The organism is Cohnella suwonensis, from assembly GCF_042655365.1.
Taxonomy (GTDB): domain Bacteria; phylum Bacillota; class Bacilli; order Paenibacillales; family Paenibacillaceae; genus Cohnella; species Cohnella suwonensis.
The window spans coordinates 1-23,710 of the sequence record NZ_JBHSMH010000053.1 but is presented as its reverse complement, the minus strand read 5'-3'; the positions used below and the strand labels follow the sequence as shown (position 1 = coordinate 23,710).

The 23,710-nt window shown below is 47.5% G+C and carries 15 protein-coding genes and 1 pseudogene; 7 read left to right on the top strand and 9 right to left on the bottom strand.

Going from position 1 to position 23,710, the window contains the following annotated elements:
• Positions 1–99 precede the first annotated feature (99 nt).
• Both ACFPPD_RS15620 and ACFPPD_RS15615 read right to left on the bottom strand, forming a co-directional pair.
• Positions 100–354: pseudogene (locus ACFPPD_RS15620) on the bottom strand (LysE family translocator); the annotation flags it as partial.
• 1,017 nt (positions 355–1,371) lie between these two features.
• Positions 1,372–2,031, bottom strand: coding sequence for a TetR/AcrR family transcriptional regulator (locus ACFPPD_RS15615; protein ID WP_209751375.1), 660 nt, complete (start codon positions 2,029–2,031; stop codon positions 1,372–1,374).
• 144 nt (positions 2,032–2,175) lie between these two features.
• Between ACFPPD_RS15615 and ACFPPD_RS15610 the strand changes: the two genes are divergently transcribed.
• The gene (locus ACFPPD_RS15610; RefSeq protein ID WP_209751373.1) at positions 2,176–3,633 is read left to right on the top strand and encodes an SMP-30/gluconolactonase/LRE family protein; all 1,458 of its coding nucleotides are present in this window, start codon (positions 2,176–2,178) and stop codon (positions 3,631–3,633) included.
• A 56-nt stretch (positions 3,634–3,689) separates the two neighbouring features.
• The gene (locus ACFPPD_RS15605) at positions 3,690–4,475 is read left to right on the top strand and encodes an ABC transporter permease (protein WP_209751371.1); all 786 of its coding nucleotides are present in this window, start codon (positions 3,690–3,692) and stop codon (positions 4,473–4,475) included.
• Positions 4,476–4,778: 303 nt separating this feature from the next.
• On the opposite strand, the gene ACFPPD_RS15600 is transcribed toward ACFPPD_RS15605, so the two are convergent.
• From ACFPPD_RS15600 to ACFPPD_RS15585, 4 genes are all read right to left on the bottom strand, one after another.
• Positions 4,779–9,278, bottom strand: coding sequence for an NHL domain-containing protein (locus tag ACFPPD_RS15600; protein WP_209751369.1), 4,500 nt, complete (start codon positions 9,276–9,278; stop codon positions 4,779–4,781).
• Between the two features lie 203 nt (positions 9,279–9,481).
• Positions 9,482–13,849: an AAA family ATPase gene (locus ACFPPD_RS15595; protein WP_209751367.1), complete on the bottom strand. Its 4,368-nt coding sequence runs from the start codon at positions 13,847–13,849 to the stop codon at positions 9,482–9,484.
• Between the two features lie 194 nt (positions 13,850–14,043).
• The gene (locus ACFPPD_RS15590; RefSeq protein WP_209751365.1) at positions 14,044–15,279 is read right to left on the bottom strand and encodes a flagellin N-terminal helical domain-containing protein; all 1,236 of its coding nucleotides are present in this window, start codon (positions 15,277–15,279) and stop codon (positions 14,044–14,046) included.
• Between the two features lie 408 nt (positions 15,280–15,687).
• Positions 15,688–16,140: a hypothetical protein gene (locus ACFPPD_RS15585; RefSeq protein ID WP_209751363.1), complete on the bottom strand. Its 453-nt coding sequence runs from the start codon at positions 16,138–16,140 to the stop codon at positions 15,688–15,690.
• Between the two features lie 633 nt (positions 16,141–16,773).
• Here ACFPPD_RS15585 and ACFPPD_RS15580 point away from each other — a divergent pair.
• Complete coding sequence (locus ACFPPD_RS15580; RefSeq protein WP_209751361.1) at positions 16,774–17,175, top strand: rhodanese-like domain-containing protein; 402 nt, start codon at positions 16,774–16,776, stop codon at positions 17,173–17,175.
• Positions 17,176–17,424: 249 nt separating this feature from the next.
• Positions 17,425–17,517, top strand: coding sequence for a putative holin-like toxin (locus ACFPPD_RS15575; protein WP_378082602.1), 93 nt, complete (start codon positions 17,425–17,427; stop codon positions 17,515–17,517).
• 108 nt (positions 17,518–17,625) lie between these two features.
• Here ACFPPD_RS15575 and ACFPPD_RS15570 read toward each other — a convergent pair whose 3' ends face one another.
• Genes ACFPPD_RS15570 through ACFPPD_RS15560 form a run of 3 tightly spaced genes read right to left on the bottom strand, consistent with a single transcriptional unit; the run spans position 17,626 to position 19,091 of the window.
• On the bottom strand, positions 17,626–18,390 hold the full coding sequence (locus ACFPPD_RS15570) for a carboxymuconolactone decarboxylase family protein (protein WP_378082601.1): 765 nt from the start codon (positions 18,388–18,390) through the stop codon (positions 17,626–17,628).
• 17 nt (positions 18,391–18,407) lie between these two features.
• Positions 18,408–18,782 carry a MerR family transcriptional regulator gene (locus tag ACFPPD_RS15565; protein ID WP_209751358.1) on the bottom strand — a complete coding sequence of 125 codons (375 nt, stop codon included), beginning with the start codon at positions 18,780–18,782 and terminating at the stop codon, positions 18,408–18,410.
• Between the two features lie 33 nt (positions 18,783–18,815).
• Positions 18,816–19,091, bottom strand: a complete 276-nt coding sequence (locus ACFPPD_RS15560) for a hypothetical protein (protein ID WP_209751356.1) — start codon at positions 19,089–19,091, stop codon at positions 18,816–18,818.
• A gap of 258 nt (positions 19,092–19,349) precedes the next feature.
• On the opposite strand from ACFPPD_RS15560, the gene ACFPPD_RS15555 reads away from it, so the two are divergent.
• From ACFPPD_RS15555 to ACFPPD_RS15545, 3 genes are all read left to right on the top strand, one after another.
• Positions 19,350–20,210 carry a helix-turn-helix domain-containing protein gene (locus ACFPPD_RS15555; RefSeq protein WP_209751354.1) on the top strand — a complete coding sequence of 287 codons (861 nt, stop codon included), beginning with the start codon at positions 19,350–19,352 and terminating at the stop codon, positions 20,208–20,210.
• Between the two features lie 77 nt (positions 20,211–20,287).
• The gene (locus tag ACFPPD_RS15550; protein WP_209751352.1) at positions 20,288–20,674 is read left to right on the top strand and encodes a VOC family protein; all 387 of its coding nucleotides are present in this window, start codon (positions 20,288–20,290) and stop codon (positions 20,672–20,674) included.
• A gap of 329 nt (positions 20,675–21,003) precedes the next feature.
• Positions 21,004–23,217 (top strand): stalk domain-containing protein, encoded by a 2,214-nt coding sequence (locus tag ACFPPD_RS15545; protein ID WP_209751350.1) that lies wholly within the window; start codon positions 21,004–21,006, stop codon positions 23,215–23,217.
• The last annotated feature ends 493 nt before the right edge of the window (positions 23,218–23,710 follow it).

The window sequence follows — 23,710 nt, the reverse complement described above, 5'->3', positions numbered from 1 at the left end:
GGTCGTCGTCATTGCCGTTGACCTGCCGTATATTTAAATCATAGATCAGCATAACTTAGCCCTCATCTATTTAATAGGTGGGGGCTATTTGACGCTTACAACCAAATAAACAAGCCCGATCATTTTTACCACATTAAATAGAACAACCGATTTCGTAAGTATAACCAATAAACCAAAAGCTGCTAGAAGCGTATGGATCAATGAGCCTGTAAGAATTCCAAATACGGAAAGAACGCCCGCTCTTCTGCCTTGCGAGATACTTCTAGCTATTATATACATCGTATCTGCACCAGGAATTAGATTCAGAAGAATTCCTGTCACCAAAAACACTTCATAATTGATGATCCCGTTCACAGTGCCACCTCTTCTCGATTGATTAAAATAAGATCGAAGTATATCACCTCTTTATCTCAACCGCCATAGTATTGAATCAAAATATTATTACATCCGATATGCTGAAATCGTCGTGTTGACTCCATGTTGACTCAACCTCTCGCAGACTTAGAGTGTTGAATACACGGCGAATGAACTGAACGGGTCGGTGGTGAATAGGAGAAAATTACTAATACACTGCTATACATCTTTACGTTCTTCGTCGTCCCCGACGGCAACCGAATTCCTCGCATAGCTAATCCAATCGCTCCAGCTGTCGGATTGGCTCTTCGAAAACCATTAACGATTCGAAAAATTATTGCCACCGTCATTTTATCTTTTTCCACTTCATACCGTCTTCGGATAGCGAAACTTCGCCTTCCATGGTAAACCCTAGATGATATTCTGGATGACCGTTCGAATTCGGCGTTGCTGCACGTTATAAAAGGTTCGATATGGTCGAAGTCGCTTTTACCTTGGCAGAGTAAGCCTAGATAAGATAGCTTAGCTTTTCATAACATCGGCGTGAGAATGAATAGGTGTTTCCATTCCCTTCACTTTCAGAATGCCTCGAAGGATTTCCGGATGATTTCGGAATCACCACGACAGCTGGAGCGATTGGATTAGTTATGAGGGGAATCCGGTGGCGGTGAGGGAAGAGTAAGAGTCGAAAGGCCCGCGTCGGACGCGGGTTGGAGGGCTGTGACAGGTTACCGAGAGGTGGGCTGTTGCAGCCTTTTCTGTGCCTCTTTGCAAACAAGAAATGGAAGAAAGTAGTTGCAAGAACCTCTGAGCCAGTCACGATCCGACAGTCGGGGCAGCTGGTTGTTGAACGCTCGTCCGCTTTTTCACCATCTGTCCACAAACAGTCGCGGCGAGCCCTTTCGTGCGGTTCAAGTGCATGTTTTCTATTCCCCTACCAAAGCATGCACCATCTTCTAGTTCGATAACAGTGGCACTTACTATTTTTCCGATAGGGGGGGGTAAGAATATCATGTTCTATTCCAACGGAAGCATGTCCGAGTCGCTCGCTGACAACCTTGGGGCGAACATTTTGTTTTGTTGCTTATCGAGCTCTCGACTTGCAGAGATGCCGGAAAAGATCAGTTTATGATACAACCGATCGCACTCTTCCGCTGTACAACTCATGTTTCGTTCCATCCACCAAGTTAACACAGTTAAAAAAGTAGTTACGGCAAATTCAGCTGCAACATCATATGGAATCTGTATAGAACCGAATCTCGACCAATATCTCGCGATTTCATCTTCAGCTAAATGGGCTAGCATTCTCTTCATATGAAGTAATACAAGCATTTCACTTTGTTTGCTGGCGATTGCACGATAGAGCCGTTTGTGGCTTTGTACATGCTGCAGCATAACCAGACTAAACCCGAATTTGAATTCGCTCTCCTCTTTCGGCAATGAATGCTTTGCGATTTGCTCCACTAGAAACTCGCGTAATCGGTCAATGTTGCCAATAAGAAGCTGCTCTTTATCAAAAAAGTGAGCATAAAAAGTCGAACGTCCTACGTTGGCGCGATCGATAATGTTCTGAACCGTTAATGCTTCATATCCCTTCTCGATCATGAGGTCAATCAAAGCATCAAAAAGCATGTTTCGCGTACGCTGAACCCGTCTGTCTTCCTTTTTAATCTCCATTTTGTCCTCCACTTACTGAACAGTTTAGTCTCCCCTGTTCACTAACGAATAATTGAACAACGATTAGTTATTGTTCTCTATTATATCGAATACTATAATCGAAATCGAACATGGTGTTTGATAAAAACCGAAGGAGGAATATAGATGTATGTATTTGTTTCGAGAATTAAAAGGAAATCCTTAATTCAAATGTTTTGGCTAAGAGTGATCGTATTTATAACACGAATCAAGCGAATCAGTGGCTTAATATCATTAGATACCAAAAAAGAATTGGGACATTTTTGGGTTAGAGAAATTTGGAAAGATAAAGGATCCATGATCTCCTACCGAAGAAGTCCTAAGCATCGACATTTATTTCAGAAAATGAAAGGATTATTTGATGGACTTGACACCATTCAATATGAAACAGATTCCATTCCGAATTGGGACACTATCGTTGCCAGAATGGCAACGGAGAAACCAGGTGGAGAAAATGCCATTAAAATGAAAACAAGAATAATAAAAGGATTCAAAAAAATGATAGTCATGTTCCTTATCATGGTCTTGCTCATGATTGGAATAATGGTATTCATCGTTCCATCGCCTATTGATCCCGTTGCTTGGCATCCGCCTGCAAAACCCTCTGAAGAGGGGGCATTACAACAAAATTCTTTGCTTTCAAGCTCGATCTTATTAGCCAAAGGTTTATTGAAACAGCCCGAGGATATTGTTTTCGATGATCAAGGACGACTTTATACAGGGAATAAGGACGGGACCATCCGCAGGTTGAATCCAGAAAACACTGAGAATATCGAAACTTTTGCAGAAACTGGGGGTTATCCGCTTGGTCTTCAATTTGATAAAGAGGGTCATTTAATAGCAGCGGTTAAAAATAAGGGGTTGATGTCCATAAATGCAAATGGAGATGTGGCCTTACTTACCGATCAAGTGGAGGGCACTCCGATAACTTATGCAAACGAAGTGGCTATTTCAAGCGACGGAACGGTTTATTTTACAGATTCCAGCACAAAATATGATCTCGGATGGCCGTTTGACATCCTGGAAGGCAGACCGCACGGAAGATTATTATCCTATGATCCAAGGTCGAAGAAAACCCGAATGATTCTCAACAAGCTTTATTTTGCCAACGGTATCGTTCTTTCAAAAAATGAAGACTATCTGCTGATATCGGAAACGTCCCGATATAGAATCATCCGTTATTGGTTGAAGGGTACAATGGCCGGTACTATCGATGTGTTTGCGGATAATTTGCCGAACATGCCCGATAATATTTCCGTCGATCAATCCGGGGACCTATGGGTGGGTGGAAGCAAGCGGATAGATTTTGTTGATTTCTTGCAATCCCGATCGTTTCTGAAGAAACAAATGGCAAAGCTCCCTTATGGGTTATTAAAGAAAATACCGACGATCAAACGATACGGTTATGTCTTAAGATTAGATTCAAATGGGGAAATAAAACAAACGTTACACGATCCAAGCGGTAACGTGTATGCCATTAGTTCTGTTGTAAAGAAAGAAAATACATTGTATTTTGGAACCCTATTTGGAGATTTTGTTGGGCAGTACACCTTAGAAGACGTTCAAAACGCATCGGCAGAATAAACTCCGACCGACCAGTCTTCCAAAGACAAGATCGACTCCGCCTTCAGATCAAGAGCATGATGGGAACGGTTGCCTCCAATGTAACGGTGGCAATGGTCAACAAACAGGCGATCGAGCTGGGCGCGAAGAGTTTGCTCATACAGGAGAAGTTACCCGAACAGCAGGCCTCAAGCGCCGTAGAATCGCTGTCCGAGCGGGTAACGTCCGATATCGATTATTCCAACCGGGTCAATGGCATGAATAACCAGATGGTGCCAATGATGATGGTACTGGCCGGGTACATTGGGGCGATGCTTTTGAGCCTGAATCTGCAGCAGTCGTCGATGATGGCGGCCTCTCAATTGAATCGATGGCAGCAGTTTGCAGCGCGCGGTATCATTAACGTCGTCGCTTCAGTTGTGGTTTCGCTGATCGGAACGTCGCTCCTGGTTGCTTTGGGCGGCCAAACGGGGCAGGGTTTCATGGCAGTTTGGGGCTTCGAAGCGCTGTTCATCCTGACGTTTATGTTCGTCTCCCAGTTTTTCCTGATTCTTTTCGGCAGTGCAGGAATGCTATTTAATATCATGACTCTTTCTGCTCAACTTGTCACTTCGGGGGCAACGATGCCTCGCGAACTGCTATCGGATTTCTTTAACGGTTTAGGTAAATTACTGCCGGCCACCTACGCTGTGGAAGGAATCATGAACCTGCTGTTTGGGGGTTCGGGTGTCGGAGGCCAGGCGCTGGCGCTCGTGTTGATCATGATTGTTGCAATTGCGGCGGGCGCACTGGCCGTCAGCATGCATAAGGTCCGCGCTCCGGAACTGCAAATGCAAGCCAATCCATCGCCTACTACTCGTTAAACATAATTTTCGGAAAACTTGTTCTGAGTTCTGATACAAGTAGTTTTGCTTTCCGCCCCCTCCCTCTGAAAGGGTTTCCCTGTGGGTTGTGATAAGTGTAATTTCGGCTTGCCTGTCCCCTAAGAATAAGTAAAACCTAGGAGATGCTGGCCCAAAATGAAAAAAAATCCTTGCGAGGAATGGAGTTAGCCCTTCCCCCCAAAAAAACTTGCCGTTACTTGTGGTATGGTTCTCCGTATCATCGCTAAGGCGAAAAATCAGGGCACCGCTATAATGGGTGCCCTGATCTCAGGTAAAGGTATTCTACTCTATGACTTCTTTCATAAGAAGCATTGCTCGAACAATGACAGCAACAGCCTCTGCACGAGTGGTATTGGCTTTTGCTCGAATTGTACCATCTTCATAACCGCTAAGTAGACCTTTGTCTGCAGCAGCAGCTACAGCTTCGATGGCCCAACCGGAAACCGCCGAATTGTCCTTGAAGCTGACAAATTTGGCCGAAGCATTGAGCTTCAACGCCCGAACGATGATCAAGGCCATTTCTTCACGCGTGATCGGATCGTCGGGACGGAAGTTGCCTTCACCGTCTCCGGTTGCGATTCCCAAAGCTGCAGTCGAGCCGATCGAGTCCTTAGCCCAATGGTCGGTAGTATCGGCAAAGGTCTTGCTATCCGGCGCCTTTAATTTGAATGCCTTCACCAGGATGGAGACGAACTCAGCTCTTGTAATCTTGTTATTCGGTTTGAAGGTCTGATCCGGATAACCGCTAATGGCACCCGATTGGATCAATTCTCGAATAGAGGCTTCCGCCCAGTGTCCCTTGATGTCGGTCAAGTTCGTTTCACTCGCGGATGGCGAAGGTATTTGCTTTCGTTCCGAAGCGAATACGGAGAATTTTGTAAAATGCGTGATCGTACCGGATACCGTGCCGCCTGCTTGATCGACCTGCGTATTGTCCAGTTCCACCCACTTGTTCGTTTGTTCATTCAGCCAGTAGACGGCAACCTCATTCTTATTGAAGTCGACCTTCGACTTGTCGAAAGGCAGCGCAATCGTAACGGGCTTCAGGAAATCTCCATTGCTGTTTTTCTTGACTTCATAGACGTCCCCAAGTAATCGGAGAGAGGCGTCTTGAGGTAAACTTGAGATGTCGGCCACTTTATCCACCGTGACTTGAATGGATTTGTCCGCAGCCCCTTCCGGAATGGAAAACTTGATGCCATTGAGGGTAAACTCGGCGCTGGCCAAAGCCCCAAGCGTATAGACATTGGCCGGAGCACCGCTATCGCCCCCGCTTCCGGTCTGCGGTATAACCGGTGTATAGGCCGCAAATTGGGTGAAGTGCTTGGTCCAAATGACAAGATCGCTGCCGACCGTTATTTTTGCATCTCCGCCGGCTGCTAATTCACGGTCTGCCGCAGCCTGGGTATCTGCCGAAATCGTATTTGTGATCGGTGTAAAGACGCCATTTCGCACGTAACCGGCCGATTTCCCCCCCATGTTCGGGATCAGCAAACGCACGGCATGGTCAAAGGTTAACGATACGTCCGAGGAGCCTACTTCAATGACGGCGTTCACGTTGGCATTATTGACCGATACGCTGCTATTGATCTGTACGACAGGCAGTTTGATCGTTCCGTCCCAACTCGCAGGAGCCGTAATTTTCGTTCCTTGCGGAATTGCAACGCTCACGTTACCGAGCGAAGTCGTCGCTTGCACATCGATAAACGGAAGCGTGGCTTCTTTGTTAGATCCAACCGTTGTCGTGGTAACAGCCACCTTGGCATCCGTTACGCCCGTTGGAACGACGATGGATACCGGCGTGCTCGGCGTTACTTGTATGGGTGCCCCGGAGTCGGCCGTCTGTGAGCTGGCCCTTGTTAATTTCCGTATCCGCAAATTCCTAGTATCGGCGATATACAGATTCCCGCTGCCATCTACCGCTACTCCAAATGGCCAAGATAATTGAGCGGAGACCGCCGAGCCTCCGTCGCCGGAATAGCCACCGGTGTCTTTTCCGGCCACTGTTCTGATCGTTCCATCTGGCGTTACTTTGCGTATCCGGTTATTAGCTGAATCGGCGATATACAGATTCCCGCTGCCATCTACCGCTACTCCAATTGGATCATTTAATTGAGCGGAGACCGCCGGGCCTCCGTCGCCTGAATAACCATAGTTGTTAAAACTGCCTATTCCCGCCACCGTGCTGATCGTTCCATCTGTCGCTACTTTGCGTATCCGGTTATTAGCTGAATCGGCGATATACAGATTCCCGCTGCCATCTACCGCTACTCCAGTTGGATCATATAATTGAGCGGAGACCGCCGGTCCCCCGTCGCCAGAATAGCCATTGACGCCAGTTCCCGCCACCGTGCTGATCGTTCCATTTGTCGCTACTTTTCGTATCCGGCTATTATTTGTATCGGCGATATATAGATTGCCGCTGCCATCTACCACTACGTGAGTTGGCCCGAATAAATTAGCGGTAACCGCCGGTCCTCCATCACCAGAATAGCCACCGACGCCTGATCCTGCCACCGTACTGATCGTTTCATTTGGTGTTCCATTTAGTGTTACTTTACGTATCTGGTTTCCATCGACGATATACAGATTTCCGCTGCCATCTACTGCTACTCCATATGGCGTAATCATAAAATGGGTCTCTACGTAATTAAAGGTACCTGTTTCCACCGAACTGATTATTCCATCTGGCTTTATTTTGCGTATCCGGTTTACTTGTAAATCGGCGGCATACACATTCCCGCTGCCATCTACCGCTACTCCTCCTGGTAAAACTTGAGCGGAAACCGCCGGCCCACCATCGCCATGGTCGCCTAAATCGATAGGGTCACCTGTTCCTGTTCCCGCCACCGTCGAGATGTAGTAGGTCACCGGCGCTACTTTCACCGTCACGGAGTAGGTCTTCTTCGTCGTACCGTCCCGTGCGGTAACCTCAATCGGAATCGTGTTGCTGCCTTCGCTTAGATGGATCGAACTGCTCGCCGAACCGCTAGTGACCGTTTGTCCATTTACGGTTACTCTGGCGCTGCTATCCGCTACCGTCGGAGTGACCGTTAGACTCGTTATCTCGTTGTCGACATTTACCGTATAACTTGTAGTGGATGCGCTAAAAGAAGGAGATACTGTGCCTATACTTAAAGACAAACCGCTCAAATCCGCATTATTACTAGCCGCTTTCGTTACTGTTACGGTGTACGTCTTCGTCGTCCCGTCTTGTGCGGTAACTACGACTGTAATCGTACTGCCACTCTCGCTTAGATTAATCGAACTGCTCTGCGATCCGCTGTTAACCTCCGTTCCATTCACTGTTACCCTGGCATTACTGTCCGCCGTCGTCGGCGTGACCGTCAGACTGGTTACCGCGTAGCCGACTTCGGCCGTATAGCTTGTGGTATCCCAGTCAAAGGCTGGAGCCAATGTGCCTTGACTTAACGTCAAACCGCTCAAATCCGCGTTGTTGCTTGCTCCTTCCGCTCTCGTTACCGTCACGGTGTAAGTCTTCGTCGTCCCGTCCTGTGCGGTAACCACGACCGTGATCGTATTGTTGCCTTCGTTTAGATTGATTGCATCACTCTCCGAACCGCTGGCGACCTCTGTTCCATTCACTATGACCGTGGCATTACTGATCGATAACGTCGGCGTCATTGTTATGCTATCTTCATTCACAGTAGCTGTGTATGCCGTAGTGTCGGTCGAAAATGCTGGGCTCAAAGTGCCGCTTGATAACGATAGACCGATCAGGTGCGGGTTGTCTCCTACTCTTGCGACTACATGGTTGGAAGTATCCGCGATATACATATTTCCGATATGGTCTACCGCAACCCCTGCTGGAGAATGTAATTGAGCTTCGATGGCTGTACAGTTTTCATCCCAATATATTTTTGTCCCTGTGCCAGCCACCGTACTGATTGTACTATCAGGCGTTACTTTCTGGATCTGATGATTCAAAGTATCGGCGATATACACATTTCCGTCGTCGTCTACCGCTACTCCCTTAGGATTGGAAACTTGATCTGTCAATGTGCTGATCGTGCCGTTTGGCGTTACTTTCAGAATCCGATTGTTAGCGGAATCGGCAATGTACAGATTTTCATCAACGTCTACCGCTACTCCGGCGGGATTTAATAGTGGGCCTGCTGCTACCGTGCTGATGCTTCCATTAGCAAATACCTTCCATATCCGGCTGCTGCCGCTATCGGCGATATACACATTTCCATCGTCGTCTACCGCTACTCCATCGGGAGTCATTAAAGAAGTAGAGGTGGCCACTACCCCGTCGTCCGGATTTCCCGCAGCGTCCGTTCCAGCCACCGTGCTGATCGTGCCATCAAGGGCGGCAACTTTCCGTACCCGGCCATTCCATGAATCGGCGATATACACATTCCCGCTGCCGTCTACAGCCACTCCATTGGGATAGTTTAGCTCAGCTGCGGTGGCCGGACCTCCATCGCCCAAATATCCTGCAGTACCGTTCCCTGCAATGGTACTAATCGTTCCGTCAGGCGCCACCTTCCGAACGCGGTGGTTATTGGTATCGGCGATATACACATTGCCATCGCCGTCTACCGCCACTCCATTGGGATTATCCAGCAAATTCCCGCCGCCATTAATGCCAGTCCCGGCGACCACGCTAATCGTATCATCGGCGCTGGGTGCCGCTTGCGCTTGCGATTGAACCGCAGGAACGATCATGGCGCACACCAACATTAGGACGATCGCCTTCAATTGAATTTGTAAAATTCTCGTTCTCCGTGTCATTCGATCACCTTTCGTATCATCCAATTTTAGTAATCATTCACCCTCAAGATTAGATCAGCAAATGACAAAGCACATCTATAGAAAGTTATAGAATCGACAAAAAAGCCCAAAAGGCGAGTCAAAACAAGTCGTTACTTGTCGTTGATGAAAATACAAATAGGTTGCCACCGATTTTCCGATTGAAATCAGCAACAACCTATTGTTCATGAAACTTATGCGTCTCTTCACTAGCTCAATAACTGAAGTTCCCTGGCTTTTTTGATCGCTTGCACTCTTTTATTGACTTGCAGCTTTCCGTAGATGTTATTCACGTGACTTTTTACGGTTCCTTCCGTAATCTCCAGACGCATTGCGATTTGGTTATTGGACAGCCCATCGGCCATGAGACTAATAAGCTCCATTTCGCGATTCGTTAGCGATTCAACCAGAGGAACCTTGATTTTTGCTCTATCCGCCCTCGTGTTAGAATCCCCGTAGTCCTCTAATTGCCAAAGCCTTAGATAAACCATTCGCGAGAATAACATTTCCAATACTTCCAGACGATCTGCCGTAAAAGCATCGGAAGTTAAATTATTTTCCAAGTATAAGACGCCGTCCTGATGATCGGGGTAACGAACAGGCAAGCACAAAACCGATCTGGGCCGCTTCTGTTGAATATAAGGGTCGGTTGCAAATAGACTATATCTGGCTTCACCCAGAACGACGGACTCCCTCGTACGCATGACGAATTGAACCACCGCAGCTGCATAATCATCCCGTCTATCTATAGAGCGCTCCGGATCCCGGTTTATCTCTTGCACAGCCTCTACAGTCAATTCCCCCTGCTTCCCTAACAGGACCAGCCCTTTTTCGGCGCCGGCACTATGAATAGCCAACTGAAGGAAGGTGTCCAACAGTTCCCTCTCTGCCAGACCTTCGAATTGGATTTGGGAGGCTTGCCGAAGTAAATCCATATCCAATTCGTTTCCTAGTTCAGCATAGGGAAGGCTATTCATCCGTTGAATTTCTTTCTCCGTGCTCCTGTCGTTAGCTTCGGATTCATCCCCTTCACGGAATGAAAGTTCGGCAAGCGCCGGATAACGCTCTTGCAGGCTTCTCAGCTTCCCTATTGCCCCCCACCTGAAGTAGGCCTCGCAGGCATTTCGAAGGTACGCTTCCGCCTTTTGATGATCGTTCAATCTCATATGAAAATTCGCCGCCAGTTCGGTCGCAATCGCTTCATCTCTCGGTTCGCCGGCTTCACGCGCATGAAGGATCGCTTGATCGTACAACTTCGCCGCCGTTCCATGTTCACGATTCAAACGGGCATACTCCGCCTGCATGGTGCAATATTGGGCTAATGTGCTTTCCGGAACGACTTTCGTCCACCGCTTCATTCGGTCCAGCAATTGGCGTAACTTCTTTTGGTAATTGCGGCTTGAAAAATTAGAGGTATCCGAATTTATGGCCATCATCGCTAATGCATAGTAAAAACAATGTCGCTGTTTAATAGACAACAACATGTCGGCCCCGAGATGCTCGGATTGTTCGGCCAATTTCGCAGCCTCGGAATATCGGCCATATATATATTGAACCTCGAGCTTGCATGTGTAGAAATAATACAAGTTTCCCTTATGCTCGCGGTCCAATGCCTCTTCTTTCAGCAGTCGATCCTCATTAAGATTATCGTTGTTGAAAGTCAGATCATCGGCATCCGTCTTTTGTTGTAAAAGGCGAACGTATTGTTTCGATAGATGCAACACCCGCAGCGCCATTTCGTCCAAAATCGGCCCCACCCATTCTTCATAGGTGTTACAAACCCGGTCTAAACGTCTCAAATCTATGCTTTCCGTTATGATATGGCAGGATATGGCGTCTCCTGCATATACCAGATCCCCGCCTTCCAAACTTAGCCGTCCCGCATTCTCGAATATAGGCGCTAACTGTTTCGGCCGGCGATATTGTAAAATCAGTGCCAGGATCAGTTGGATTTTTCCCTTTAGCAGAATGCGGCCCGATTGATCGGCGTAGTGCCCAGCAGCCTCTACTAAACGCAATGCTGTCCGATATCTCCCGAATCCAAAGGCCATCGTGATGGCATACGAACCCAGCGCAATGGAGAACGCTTCGCTGAGCCCATGGTTCAATGACATTCGGACATATCTGGCAAACAAAATGACGGCTAATTCCGGATCGAAGATAAATAAAATCGACGATGAGGCCATGACGATTTCCGCTAACGCTTTATGCAAAGGATCGCTGCTCATGGGCAAGTTCTGTAAATGATTCCGCTGTCTTGAAAGCGACAGTTGCGTACGGGCGACTTCAGCGAGTATGGACAGACTAGATGACTTGGTCGGAACCGAAAAACCGAACTCCGCCATAGCTTGAAGCGCGATTTCAGCCGCCTTGTCCATTCTCTTCTGAAACGAGTACATCATAATCTGAACGACGTAGATCTTGGCTCGATCCGTCACTTGTTCGACATGCTGCAGCAATTGCTGCAGATCAGCCTCGGCTTGGTCAATATAACCGCAGAAATAATGACATTCCGTGCTTTCAAGCATGAGCTGAAAATAAAGGCCATCTTGGCGGGACCAGCCCTCGGCCTCAATCAATCTGGCGCCTTGCTTCAATAGTTCCAATGCTTGGGCATAGGCTGCGGAAACTTTCGCCTTCCTTCCTGCTTGAAGGTTCAGTCTAGCCAATTGTTCGACTTCCGTAGGATCGGTCATGTACGTGCTGCCTTCATTCAAATGATGTACGACTTCAAACAGTTGATCGGCAGCCTTGTCCAAATGAAGCGACCGCAAGATGGAGCGCCCTACTTTTAAATGAACGCGCTTTTTTTCATCTTCCGATAACAAATCGTAAGCGGCTATTTGTACTTGATCGTGCAGGAACATAAAGCGGTCTTCTTCTACGAGGATCAACCCTTCGCTTACCGCCGGCAACAAATCTTGTTCCACGTCATCAGCGTCTTTCTCGCATAGAAGGGAAAGCGTTTGAACATCGAATGTGCTTCCCGTGCAGCCCGCAAAACGCAGAACGTCACGGGTTTCCTTCGGAAGCGTTTCAAACTTTCTCATAATCAGCTTACTGACATCCTGAAGGCTTTCCATTTCTCGGATGCCCTGAATATCCCATTCCCAGTGCATCCGATCGACACGAAAATAGAGGAGCTTCCGATCATAGTAGGCTTGCAGCATTTGTTTGAAATACAAGGGATTTCCTGCCGTTTGTTGATAGAGGACTTCCGCCATTGGCTTGATTTCGTCTGGATCGGCGTTCAGTGTATCCGCCACATACCGAATAACGTCCGAATACCCCAGGGCATTCATTTTCATATAGTGAATACTGGCATTCATACCATCGGAAGGGTCGAGAAATAACGCTCGGAATGCGTGTTTCTCATCCAGTTCGTTATCCCGATAAGTTCCAATGATCAACACATGTTTAAGCGAGGCATGATTCCATAAATCCCGAATCAGTTGCAGCGAAGCCGAATCGGCCCACTGCAAATCATCAAGCCCAATCACTAATGGATGCTTTCCATCCGCAAAAGCTTTAATCAAATTGCCAAAAAGCGTTTGGAAACGGTTTGTCGCTTCCACTGGAGACAATTCTTCGACCGGGGGTTGCTCCCCGATAATTAGCGTAAGTTCAGAGATCACTTGCACGAGAACGTTCCCGCTTTGCCCCAATGCTGATAATAGCTTCGTTCTCCACCTAGCTAATTGCTCTTCTCCACCCGCTAAAATTTGCCGAATCAGATCGCGAAAAGCCATAATCAGAAAGGAGTAAGGTTTGAACTGCTGCAGAGGATCACATTTACCTAAAATAAAATGTCCCTTTGTCTGCATCACGTGCGACCGAACGGCTTTGACTAGCTTTGATTTGCCGCTTCCAGCATGACCGCCGATGAACCATAATTGTTTGGAACCTGAACAAGCGCGATCAAAGGCATGAATCAGTTTCTGCAATTCTTGCTCCCGGTTATAGAGCTTATCCGGCAATTGAAAGCGGCCTCGTTCATCGAGTTCCCCTAATGGAAATGAATCGATCGTTCCTTTATCCAACCATTGATCCGAGCATTTGCTCAGATCGTCAAGAAGGCCGTAAACGTTTTGATAACGATGTTCTACCGATTTCGAAAGCAGCTTCATGACAACGTCGCTCAACGGTTGCGGAATTTCGGATTTAACCGTCCGCGGAGGCACCGGAAGCACCGCCATATGGGCGTGAATCCAATCATTTGCCGTCTCCGCCTTAAACGGAAACTCCCCCGTAAGCAGCTCATAAAACAGTACGCCTAACACATACAAATCGCTGCGTTGATCGATTTTCCTCTTCATGCGACCTGTTTGTTCCGGCGAAAGGTAAGCAAGCCTTGCGATGGAAGTGCTCTGCTGCGGATCTATTCGTTGAACCGTCAGTTCCCCTTCTTCGATCTGGACGGAGATGTCCTCCGGGGTTATTTGACACAGACCGAGTTCGCTTTGATGCCTCTCACCAAGCAGCTTCGCGACTTGCATGGCAACGGAAAAAAATAACCGAAGGTCGATTTCTTGCGCATTCATTACCGACCTTAGCGTCAACTCATGCTGTTCACTCAAACTCTATATCCCCCATGTTGTTCTTCCTGAATTTGACTTGCTCGTGATTCTATTTTATCTCTCCTGGGAAAAAAGCGCATCCACGTGATATTCATTTTTTCTGCCCAACAAAAAACTCCCTTTTAAGCAACAGGTTTAATGATTTCACCTGTCTACTTAAAGGGAGCCTATCATTTCTTCATAAAGGGTATCGGTTAGCCGTGCAGCAATTGGAGGGCGTTCTGCTGCATGGAATTGGACTGCACCAGCATGGATTCGATGCCTTTGTTCAGGATCTCGTCCTTAACCAAGGTGATCTGCTCCTTGGCCATATCGGCATCCCGGATGCGGGATTCCGCGCTTGTCAGGTTCTCCACTAGCGTTCCCAAGTTGTTTCCGGTAAACTCCAGACGGTTCTGCGTTGCGCCCAACTTGGCCCGTTGCGTCGAAACGGTATTGACCGCTTTGGTAATAGACGATGTCGCGCTGGAAGCAGCCGATGCGGAGGAGGATACATCAATGCCTCCCGTCGCTACGGCATCGGCCGTTCTGGCTCCGCCGGAGAACGTCGCCGCCGCACTGGAGGAAGAAGTCGTCGATGTAGTTGCGCTTATGGTAATGGAATTATATGTCGGAAAGCCTGATGTATCATTAGGGGTCCAGTGAACAGTCACTCCCTGAAAGGCTCCACCAAATGTATAGGTGTTCAGAGAAAGATCAGTAAACGAATGATAATCGTCATCCGGAAAACTACGCAAACGAACATCCTGAAAAACACCGAATGCGCTATTATATTCAAAGTCAATTGTCGATCCATCGTAAATCTTTGAACCTACAGGTCCGGATATGGATACAGAACTTAAGGGCCCTGAGCCGGAAAAGGTCGCTGTGTAAGTCGTTGTCGTGCCGCTCGAACTTCCTCCCCCGGCTACGCCGAGCGAAGCGGCATCCATCGCGTCGATTTCGAGGCTGATCGTCCCCCCGGCGATGTCGCTGACCTGAAAGTTGACGGGATCAATGTTACCCGACTTGAGCCCGCCATCAAGCAACGTTGTCCCGTTGAATTTGGTCGAGTTGGCGACTTTCGTAATTTGCTCGGCTAACTCGTCGACTTCCTTCTGAATGTTCAGCCGGTCCGTTACGGAATAGGTGCCGTTCGCGGACTGAACCGCCAGCTCGCTCATACGGTGAAGCATGCCGTGCACTTCGTTCAACGCGCCCTCCGCCGTCTGGATCAGCGAAATCCCGTCTTGCACGTTCCGCTGCGCCTGTTCCAAGCCTCGGATTTGCCCGCGCATTCCCTCGGAAATCGCGAGACCCGCCGCATCGTCCGCCGCCCGGTTGATTCGCTGTCCTGAGGACAGCCTCTCCATCGTTCGTGACACGAAGCCGGTGTTACGAGCCATTTGATTGGTCATGGACATAGCGGAAATGTTATGGTTGATTTTCATTCCCTTCTTCCTCCTTGAAGTATGGCTGGATCACACATCCTTGTGGACCCTTGATGCTATAACTTTTCAGATCAAGTTTAGATTCACAATGAAAAAAGTACATCTATAGAAAGTTATAGATTCAACAAAAAGCTCATTTAAAATAGAAATAGATTGTTACCGATTTTCCAAAATATCCATTGAGTCAGCACCTAATATATATAGCAAAGGCCAGAACCTTAAGAAGATGAATTCTGGCGTTCTTTAGGTTACGAGCGAACGTTCGGTTCGACCTACTCTTGTAAATACTTACATGGGACGCTTGTTGACTTCGTGTTGATTCATAACGTGCTAAATACACCGCCGAAGCCCTTGAGCTACATGGCGGTGTATTTCGTCATTAAAATACTGCTCTATGTTCTTCAGCCTTCATTCATCGCCAGTCGCAACCAATTTGTCATTGTCTTCGCTTTTCATAAGTGCAACTTTCGCTTTGAAGTCCACTTGATATTCCCAATAGCTAATGACTTCTTTGTTGCCTACTTTTACATTCCAATCTTTGGTCAGCGTTACGACAAATGTCCCGTCTTTCTTTTCTTCAGCGAACGTTGTTAACAGCAATTTTATTTTCCCAGACTTTCCTCCGATCGTACCTTCTACTATTTTTGTTTGTCCGGAATTAGTCGGGAAATCTACAGAAGGTTTACTTCCTGGTCCCTTTGCACGAGCCTTTAATACCATTGCGATGGCATCAGAATTAGTGAAACCTTCTTTCTTCACCACTGCGGCTATTGGCACATTTGTGATTACTTCCTTTGTAGCAACAAAATCAGAATTTATATCGGCAGCGCGTTGATGAACAGAGTTTTCATTTTGTTGCAACTCGCAAACAGGTAAATAAAGGATTCATGCCCGTTATTCAATTGTCGGAAGAAAATCAGTATGATTATTTCAAATCAGAGTTGACTCCATGTTGATTGGACTCACAAGACCCGTTCCGGCATTCTTTGTGACTAACAATGGCAATCGGGCAAGTGCTAGGTTCGGGGGACGCTGGAACTGCTTACAGTGGTGAGGCGTTGACTCCGTGTTGATTTCGGGCCGTAAAAAATACAGAGCGACGGGTTCATTTCACCGTGCTCTGTATTCAAAATCAGTACACTGTTATAAGCCTTTCGGTTCTTCCTCATCCCCGACGGCTATCGGGTTATCTTGCCAACTAATCCAATCACTCCAATTGTAGAATTAGCTTTGGAAGCCGTTCGGACATACATCGGGGCGTATCAGAAGTGCCGATCCGGGGCGACGATGGTCGTTGATCCGTTAGGTTCATATGTACCGCGCGGCGGCAAGCGCCGACCGGCACCTCACACCGGGGAGAACCACGGGAGCATTTGGGGAGAGGAAAACTTCGCAAACAAAACATGATTTCCTGAATGCAAAAAGATCATGTTTTCCATTATAAGTGCATATAGATAAAAGTGGCATTTATCTAAGTAAGAATGAGGTGTATAAATGGAAAAAACCTTCGCTCAATTAGTCAATGAGGCAAGAGAAGGCATTCCGTTGGTCACTCCAGAAGAGGCGCAAAAAATGATAACGGACAACCCAGATACTTTTATTGTTGATGTACGTGATGCTTGGAACATTCGTCAGACAGGAATAATCTCCGGAGCTGTTCCAATTTCGGTCGGAATGCTGGCAGCCAGAGCCGACCAAAATCTTGAAAAATATCGCGACCAACGTTTGCAGGACCGTACAAGACCGATTATTACAGCTTGCAACGTCGGAGCCATAGCCTCATTTGGTGCTAAAACCCTCAAGGACATGGGATATACGAACATTTACATTCTTGACGGTGGAACGAATGCTTGGAAAGATGCAGGACTTCCTATAGAGGAATACGTTGAGAAGTGAAATAAGGTTAGGACCACACTCAACTAATGAGGACTCCATACTCTTGGAGCTTTGGCGTGGCATCTTGTTCCGACGGGTGGTATTCTGAAACCGGCAATATAAACCGCCCGCTCTTTATGAACGGGCGGTTTCTTTAGGGTTAGGGAATATCGACTTTCACCCATGATTGATTACGTTCCTCGTTGCCTTGCGAATCTTGAGTCCGCACGATGAATCCTCATTTCCTTTTTATTACTATCATGCACTTTCTTGCAATCGATCGCAATATCGGTTCTGATCGGATTCTCAACATTTTCCATTGCTCTTTTATCCTACATCGCGAATAACTACAAGAGAAAGTAAAAACCCACGGTATAGCCGTTGACTCCGTGTTGACTTTGAGGCACTTCGGATTCATCGCTTGGATGTTAAAAAGCATTGCCGCGAAGCGACCGAAGCAAAGTGGGCGGCCTATAAGAAGATCTCTTTCGCAACTTTTATAGCGTTCAACACTTTAGGGAATCCCGTGTAAGGGGAGCATTGCAGCAGTGCCTCAATCGTTTCTTGTCTCGTTAAACCTACACGAATCGCAGCATTGAGATGAACGTGCAACTGAGGCTCGCATCCACCTTGAGCGGTTAAGGCTCCTAATGTGACGAGTTGACGTTGTATAGGATTTAAACCCGGACGGCTGTAAATTTCACCGAACGCAAATTCGATGATTTGTTCAGCTAATAGAGGGGCAATATCGGCAAGTGAATCAGCAACGGCTTCGCCATGTTTGCCGTCGATTTCCTGAAGTTTTGCCAAGCCTCTTTCTCGCCGTTCTCCTACATTTTGTAGCAGCTCATCCTCAATGTTTACTTCAATATTTTGTTCAGCAAAAAGTTGTTTCGCAACGCCAACAGCATTTAAAGCGCGAGGAAAGCCACAAAACGGAATGCAATGGGTGGCAATTTCTATAATTTCGTTCGGTAAAATCCCAACTTTTAAACCGAAGTTCATGTGCCATTTGAGTTGATTTGGAGTATCGCCTAGTGAAATTAACGCAGAGATCACGACCATTTCTCTTTGTTGATAGGTTAGTTCTGGACGACTGAAAAGTTGCCCGAAAAATTCAATAATGTATCTACTGATGTGTGGGGATACCTCACTTAAACCATTAATGACTCCCTGGATTCCCGCTTCATCCGTTTCTTGAAACAGTTTTTTTCCGATTTCATATGATGAGTTCATTGTTCAGCTTCCTCCAGTTACAGGATTTCTAATTCCCATTGACGGTAAATTTCTATTTTTTCATGAATGACTTCATAATGTTCTTGAAGCCTCTCGATCTGTTCAGCTAACTTGTTCTTGTGGGCTTCCAGCAGAATTCTCCTTTCTTTGGTCGTAGCGGCGCCTTGTCTTCTCAAGTCAGCGATCTGTTGCATTTGTCGAATGGTCATCCCTGTCGTTCTAAGCCTTACCAAAAAACGAATCCATGCTAGATCGTTTGCAGAATATTGGCGGCGACCGTTCGAACCCCTGGTTATCCCATGAATCAGACCGTTTTTCTCATAGTAACGCAGGGTGTGCGCGGTGATGTCAGTAAGATTAGAAATGGCTTGGATACTTAAATATTTTTCCATAAAGTAAGTTTACATCTTAGAGTGCGCTCTAAGTCAATAGACTAGCGAATACCCATGCTGTGGCTGAATATTCCCCTCAGCCAGAATTCGGCCCGCTTCGAGTTTCGTGATCGATGAAACATCATGTTGGCTTCCTGTCCTTTGATTCAATCCTCGAATCAGTTCCTTCTGGGTCTTGGTAGCCGGCTGGTTTCGTATCAATGCATCCAAATTGTCATAGGCTACCTTGCGTACCAACTCCGGATTGTCCGGTGTGTTGTAAGCATTGGTATGGGCGAAAATAAAGCTTGTATCCGGATATGCTTCCAATGCCTCCTCCAGCATCAAGACGGGATTAGATCGGGATCATCTCGTACGATCTCCAAGTAAGTTGGTCATGTTCGGGAACCATTCGGAAGGTACATCGAGGCGTACCGGAAATGCCGATCCGGGGCGACGATGGTCGTTGATCCGTCAGGATCATTCCTTCTTGTTCGCGATTTGTAATCCAGCGCACTGGAAAGGAATTCATTACCCAATTGAAGAATTCTTCATAGAAAAGGAAATTTAAAAAGGGGAAATTCACAGATGGCCAGTACCAACTTCCCAATGTTCCATAAAAACTTCGTCCTGCAAGCTCGTAGCACAACTCATCATTGGGACGGTACTGGACCGCTTTCCATAAAAACATTTCGCAATGGCCGCGCCTATTACAAAACAACGCTCGGACATTACGCGGTCGAAAGCGATGGCTACCTTCTTCTGAATGAAGGAGAGCACTACGCGATTTCAATCGATTCGGAAACGGAAGTCGAATCCTTTTGCGTATTTTTCAGAACCGGCTTTGCTGACGAATTTCTTGGCGAAATGCTTTTGGGAGTAGATAAGAGCTTAGACGATCCATTCGCGAAATCGAAATCCCCCTTGCACTTTCACGCAAAGACATACCGACATAGCCATTTGTTAACCCCGATTATTGAAAATTTGAAAATGTCCTTACCCGTGCTCGGAGACGAGAATCTATGGATCGATGAACAGTATCAATATCTAATGCAAGCCTTGGTTAACGTTCATCGAAACATTTCTCAAGAAATCAATGTACTGCCGGGTACACGGCCTGCAACGAGAGAAGAACTTTTTCGGCGGTTAACGCTGGCCTACGAATACTTACACGCTTATTACAACCGCAACGTATCGCTTGACGAAGTTTCAAGGGTCGCGTGCCTATCCAAAAACCATCTGATTCGCAACTTTCATCATTTCTTCAAAAGGACTCCTCATCAATTCGTCATCGAAAAAAGAATACTTGAAGCTAAGCGTCTTCTTTCTCAAACGGAGAGAAGCGTAACCGAGATTAGTTTGAACGTCGGCTTCGAAAATGTCTCTTCCTTCAACAAAGTTTTCAAACAACGAACCGGCTTTGCGCCCCAAGTATTTAGAAAAAAGTGATTTTGGAAAAGCATGGGTTGATCAAAAAAATGTTACATTTACTGTATAAAAACGCAATATTACAAGGAGTGCTATCCATGAGCTCGGAATTTCGGATTAAAAGTATTGGTCAAGTGTCGATTCGCGTACATGACATGGACGTTGCTACCCGATTCTACCAAGAAACTTTAGGTTTAACCCTGTTGTTTCAGACTTCAAACATGACGTTCTTCGATTGTAACGGCATCCGAATATTGCTGGGCATTCCCGAAGAACCTAGGTTCGATCATCCCAGCTCTGTATTTTATTTCAACGTTGACGACATTAACTCTGCATATGAAACGTTAATCAATCGGAACGTACGATTTTTGAGCAAGCCTCATAAAATCGCGGAGATGGGTCAAACAGAAATTTGGATGGCGTTCTTTCATGACCCTGATCAAAATGTACACGCCCTTATGAGCGAAGTACCTGTCTCCCAATGACGCGACGGGCCGGGGTTTGCAACACCGATATGGTGGGGCGTCCCGGCCCTTCGTCTGTCTGTACAGCATTGTGAATAATACGAGCGGGCGTTTGGTCCGACCCGTTATGAAAATACTTTCAGAGACCGCTTGTTGACTTCTTGTTGATTTCGAACATAGAAAAATACATCGCTGGGGCGCGTGGGCCGCATGGCGATGCATTCAAAAGTCACATAATAGCTTCTTTCCAATAGAGATGCATTTATTTACTAGTATACCCGAACCGTCTCTCTAATTAAGATAAGGTATGTGTCTAATATTATCTATTCTAATTCGGGGAGTACGATAGCGTGAAATATGTAAAAAGGGCAGCTTTGCTTTTCGTTGCTGCCATGCTTGCCATACAATTGCCGCATGTTGCGAATGCGGACGCTCAAGCGGACTTTTTGAACAAAGTCGAAGGCGCGGTTATCTTGTATATAGGCAGTCCAAATGCGATTGTCGATCTGTCCGACGAGATCATCGACGAAGATAATTTCACCATAACACCTTATACGAGCAATAACCGGACGCTGGTTCCGCTCCGATTCATCGGAGAGAGCTTGGGAGCCGCCGTCAAATGGGACAACGTGTCATCCACCGTCACGCTTCAGGGCAACAACCGGACGATCAATATGAAGCTGAACAGCACCCAGATGAGCGTGAATGGCTCCGTCAAGAAGCTCGAAGCGGCCGCGACTTATAAGAGCGGCCGGGTATTCGTGCCGCTGCGGGCGATCAGCGAAGCATTCGGCAAAAAAGTATCGTTTGCCCGGGGCGTCATCATGATCAGCGATACCCAGGTGATTAATCCAACCCAGGATATGGACATCGTCCAATATTTGATCGACACATTGCTGCCGTTCCATAAAGACGCCTACACTGGACGCGCACTGACGACGGAGCACCTCGCTTCCATGGACCAGAGCGTCGTTATACTGGAAGCGTTCGATAAGCAAGGCATATCCATCGGCTTCGGCAGCGCGTTCGCTATCGGTTACGGCTTGTATTTGACCAATTACCATGTGATCGACCAAGCAAGCAGCTATCTGGTGGAAACCGAGCAGGACCGCTTTTACGATGTGGAAGGCGTCGTTGACGTGGATCCTGACCATGATCTGGCGATCGTAAAAACTTCGATCCGCACGAACGTACCCCCAATGCATATCGGAACGTCGTCCACAGGCTTAACCAAAGGGCAATCCATCGTCACGATCGGCAACCCGGAGGGGCTGCAAAACACCATTTCTACTGGCGTCATTAGCGGATTCCGGTCGAACCCATCCTTGATCCAGATTAGCGCGCCGATCACGCACGGCAACTCCGGTGGGCCGCTGCTCAACATCAAGGGTGAAGTCATTGGCGTAACCTCAAGCGGCGTCGAGGAAAGCGGGAACTTGAACTTTGCGATTCCGATCGACTTCGCGAAAGAAGCAGTCAAATACTATGCGTCCTTGCCGTTCACTAATATTCCAGTCATGGATCAGCACCAGTTCGAAGCGCAGGTCAACACCGACCCGGGTACCGCGGATCCATCCCCGAGTCCGGAACCGAGCTTGAGTCCTTCGGTCGGCAACCCGGTGACGCTGCCGACCGAAGACGTTCACGTGTTGAACCGAGCCATCTCCGTCATGGTTCCGGATCCGTCCAGCTCCATCGTCTATATGGCCGATGACACCCAGAAGAAGGTTATTGCTTTCGATTACGCGAGCGACAAGGAAATCGCGGTGTCGGCCGCATTCGACAAGCCGGTTCGCAAGCTGGCGTTCGCGAACGGCGAGCTGTACGTCATGATGAGCGACCAAGATTACAGCCCCTACACTTTCGACGGCAGCCAAGGCGGGACGATCGCAGTGCTCCATCCGGGAACGCTGCAGCTGAAAGACCAATGGCGCACGCGGATTGACCCTTACGACATCGCAATCGACAAGGTCAATCATGTGTACGTCGCGTCCGGTTCCGGACAATGGACGTATATTCTCAGCTATGATCGAACGACACACGAAGAGATCTCGTCTAGAAGCATCCGCAACGCCAGCAATATTGCCCTTCATCCGGCCGAGGATAAAATCTACGCAATCGACACGGATTCCTCTCCTCGGGATATGAAGGTGTACACGATCGGCAACGGGCTATTCACGGGCGACTACGATTCGCCGTATCACGGAGATTATCCTCTCACGACGAGCATGGGCATTACCCCGGACGGGAAATATGTGCTGAACGGGTACGGAGGCATATTCTCGTCCACGAACATGAGCACGACAAACATGCGATTCGTAGCCAAAACCGATCCTTTCGATATGATGGCGGGCGATCCGTTGCACCCGGAGACGTATTTCACGGCCCGGCAAAGCACGGTTCGCCAGTATGACACCGACACGATGAGCAGAACCAAGCTGTTCAACACGAACGGCACACTTCTTCAAATCGCCGAGGCTCACGGGCAGTTCATCGCCTTGACCAAAGTGGCCGTCAAAGGCTCTGCGGTTCCTAAGTTTGCGCTTGAAATTACGGAAATCTAACAGAATGCCCGGTTGTCGCCTAAGTAAAGGCGGCTGACCGGGCTTTTTTTACGCTTCGTGCATCGGACGATTGCCGACCGCTTTTTTTTGCAAAATACACGCAGTATTGAGACGTTACGGTGTACCAAGGAACTGTTATCCGTCTTTCTGCTCTTCCTCCTCTCTCAACTTAACCGGATTCTGCGGATACGAAATCCAATCGCTCCAGCTGTCGTATTCAATCTAGATCAAGTTTCAATTGCAACTATTCGAGCCCACATAGTAAAGAATACCCGCAATCCTTCAAGATTTTCTCCACGGATTCGTGGATGGTGAGGGAAGGATTGTCTGTATAATATTTGAAGCCGTTGTGCTCCAACAGTCTTAATCCATTTTCTTCATTTCGCCGCATACTGCGTATTCCGGAAACTTTGGTCAGTCATTCCGGTAATGTTTAGCCACTCATTCCGGAAATAGTTGGTCACTTGTTCCGGAAAGTGTTATCCACTTTAAC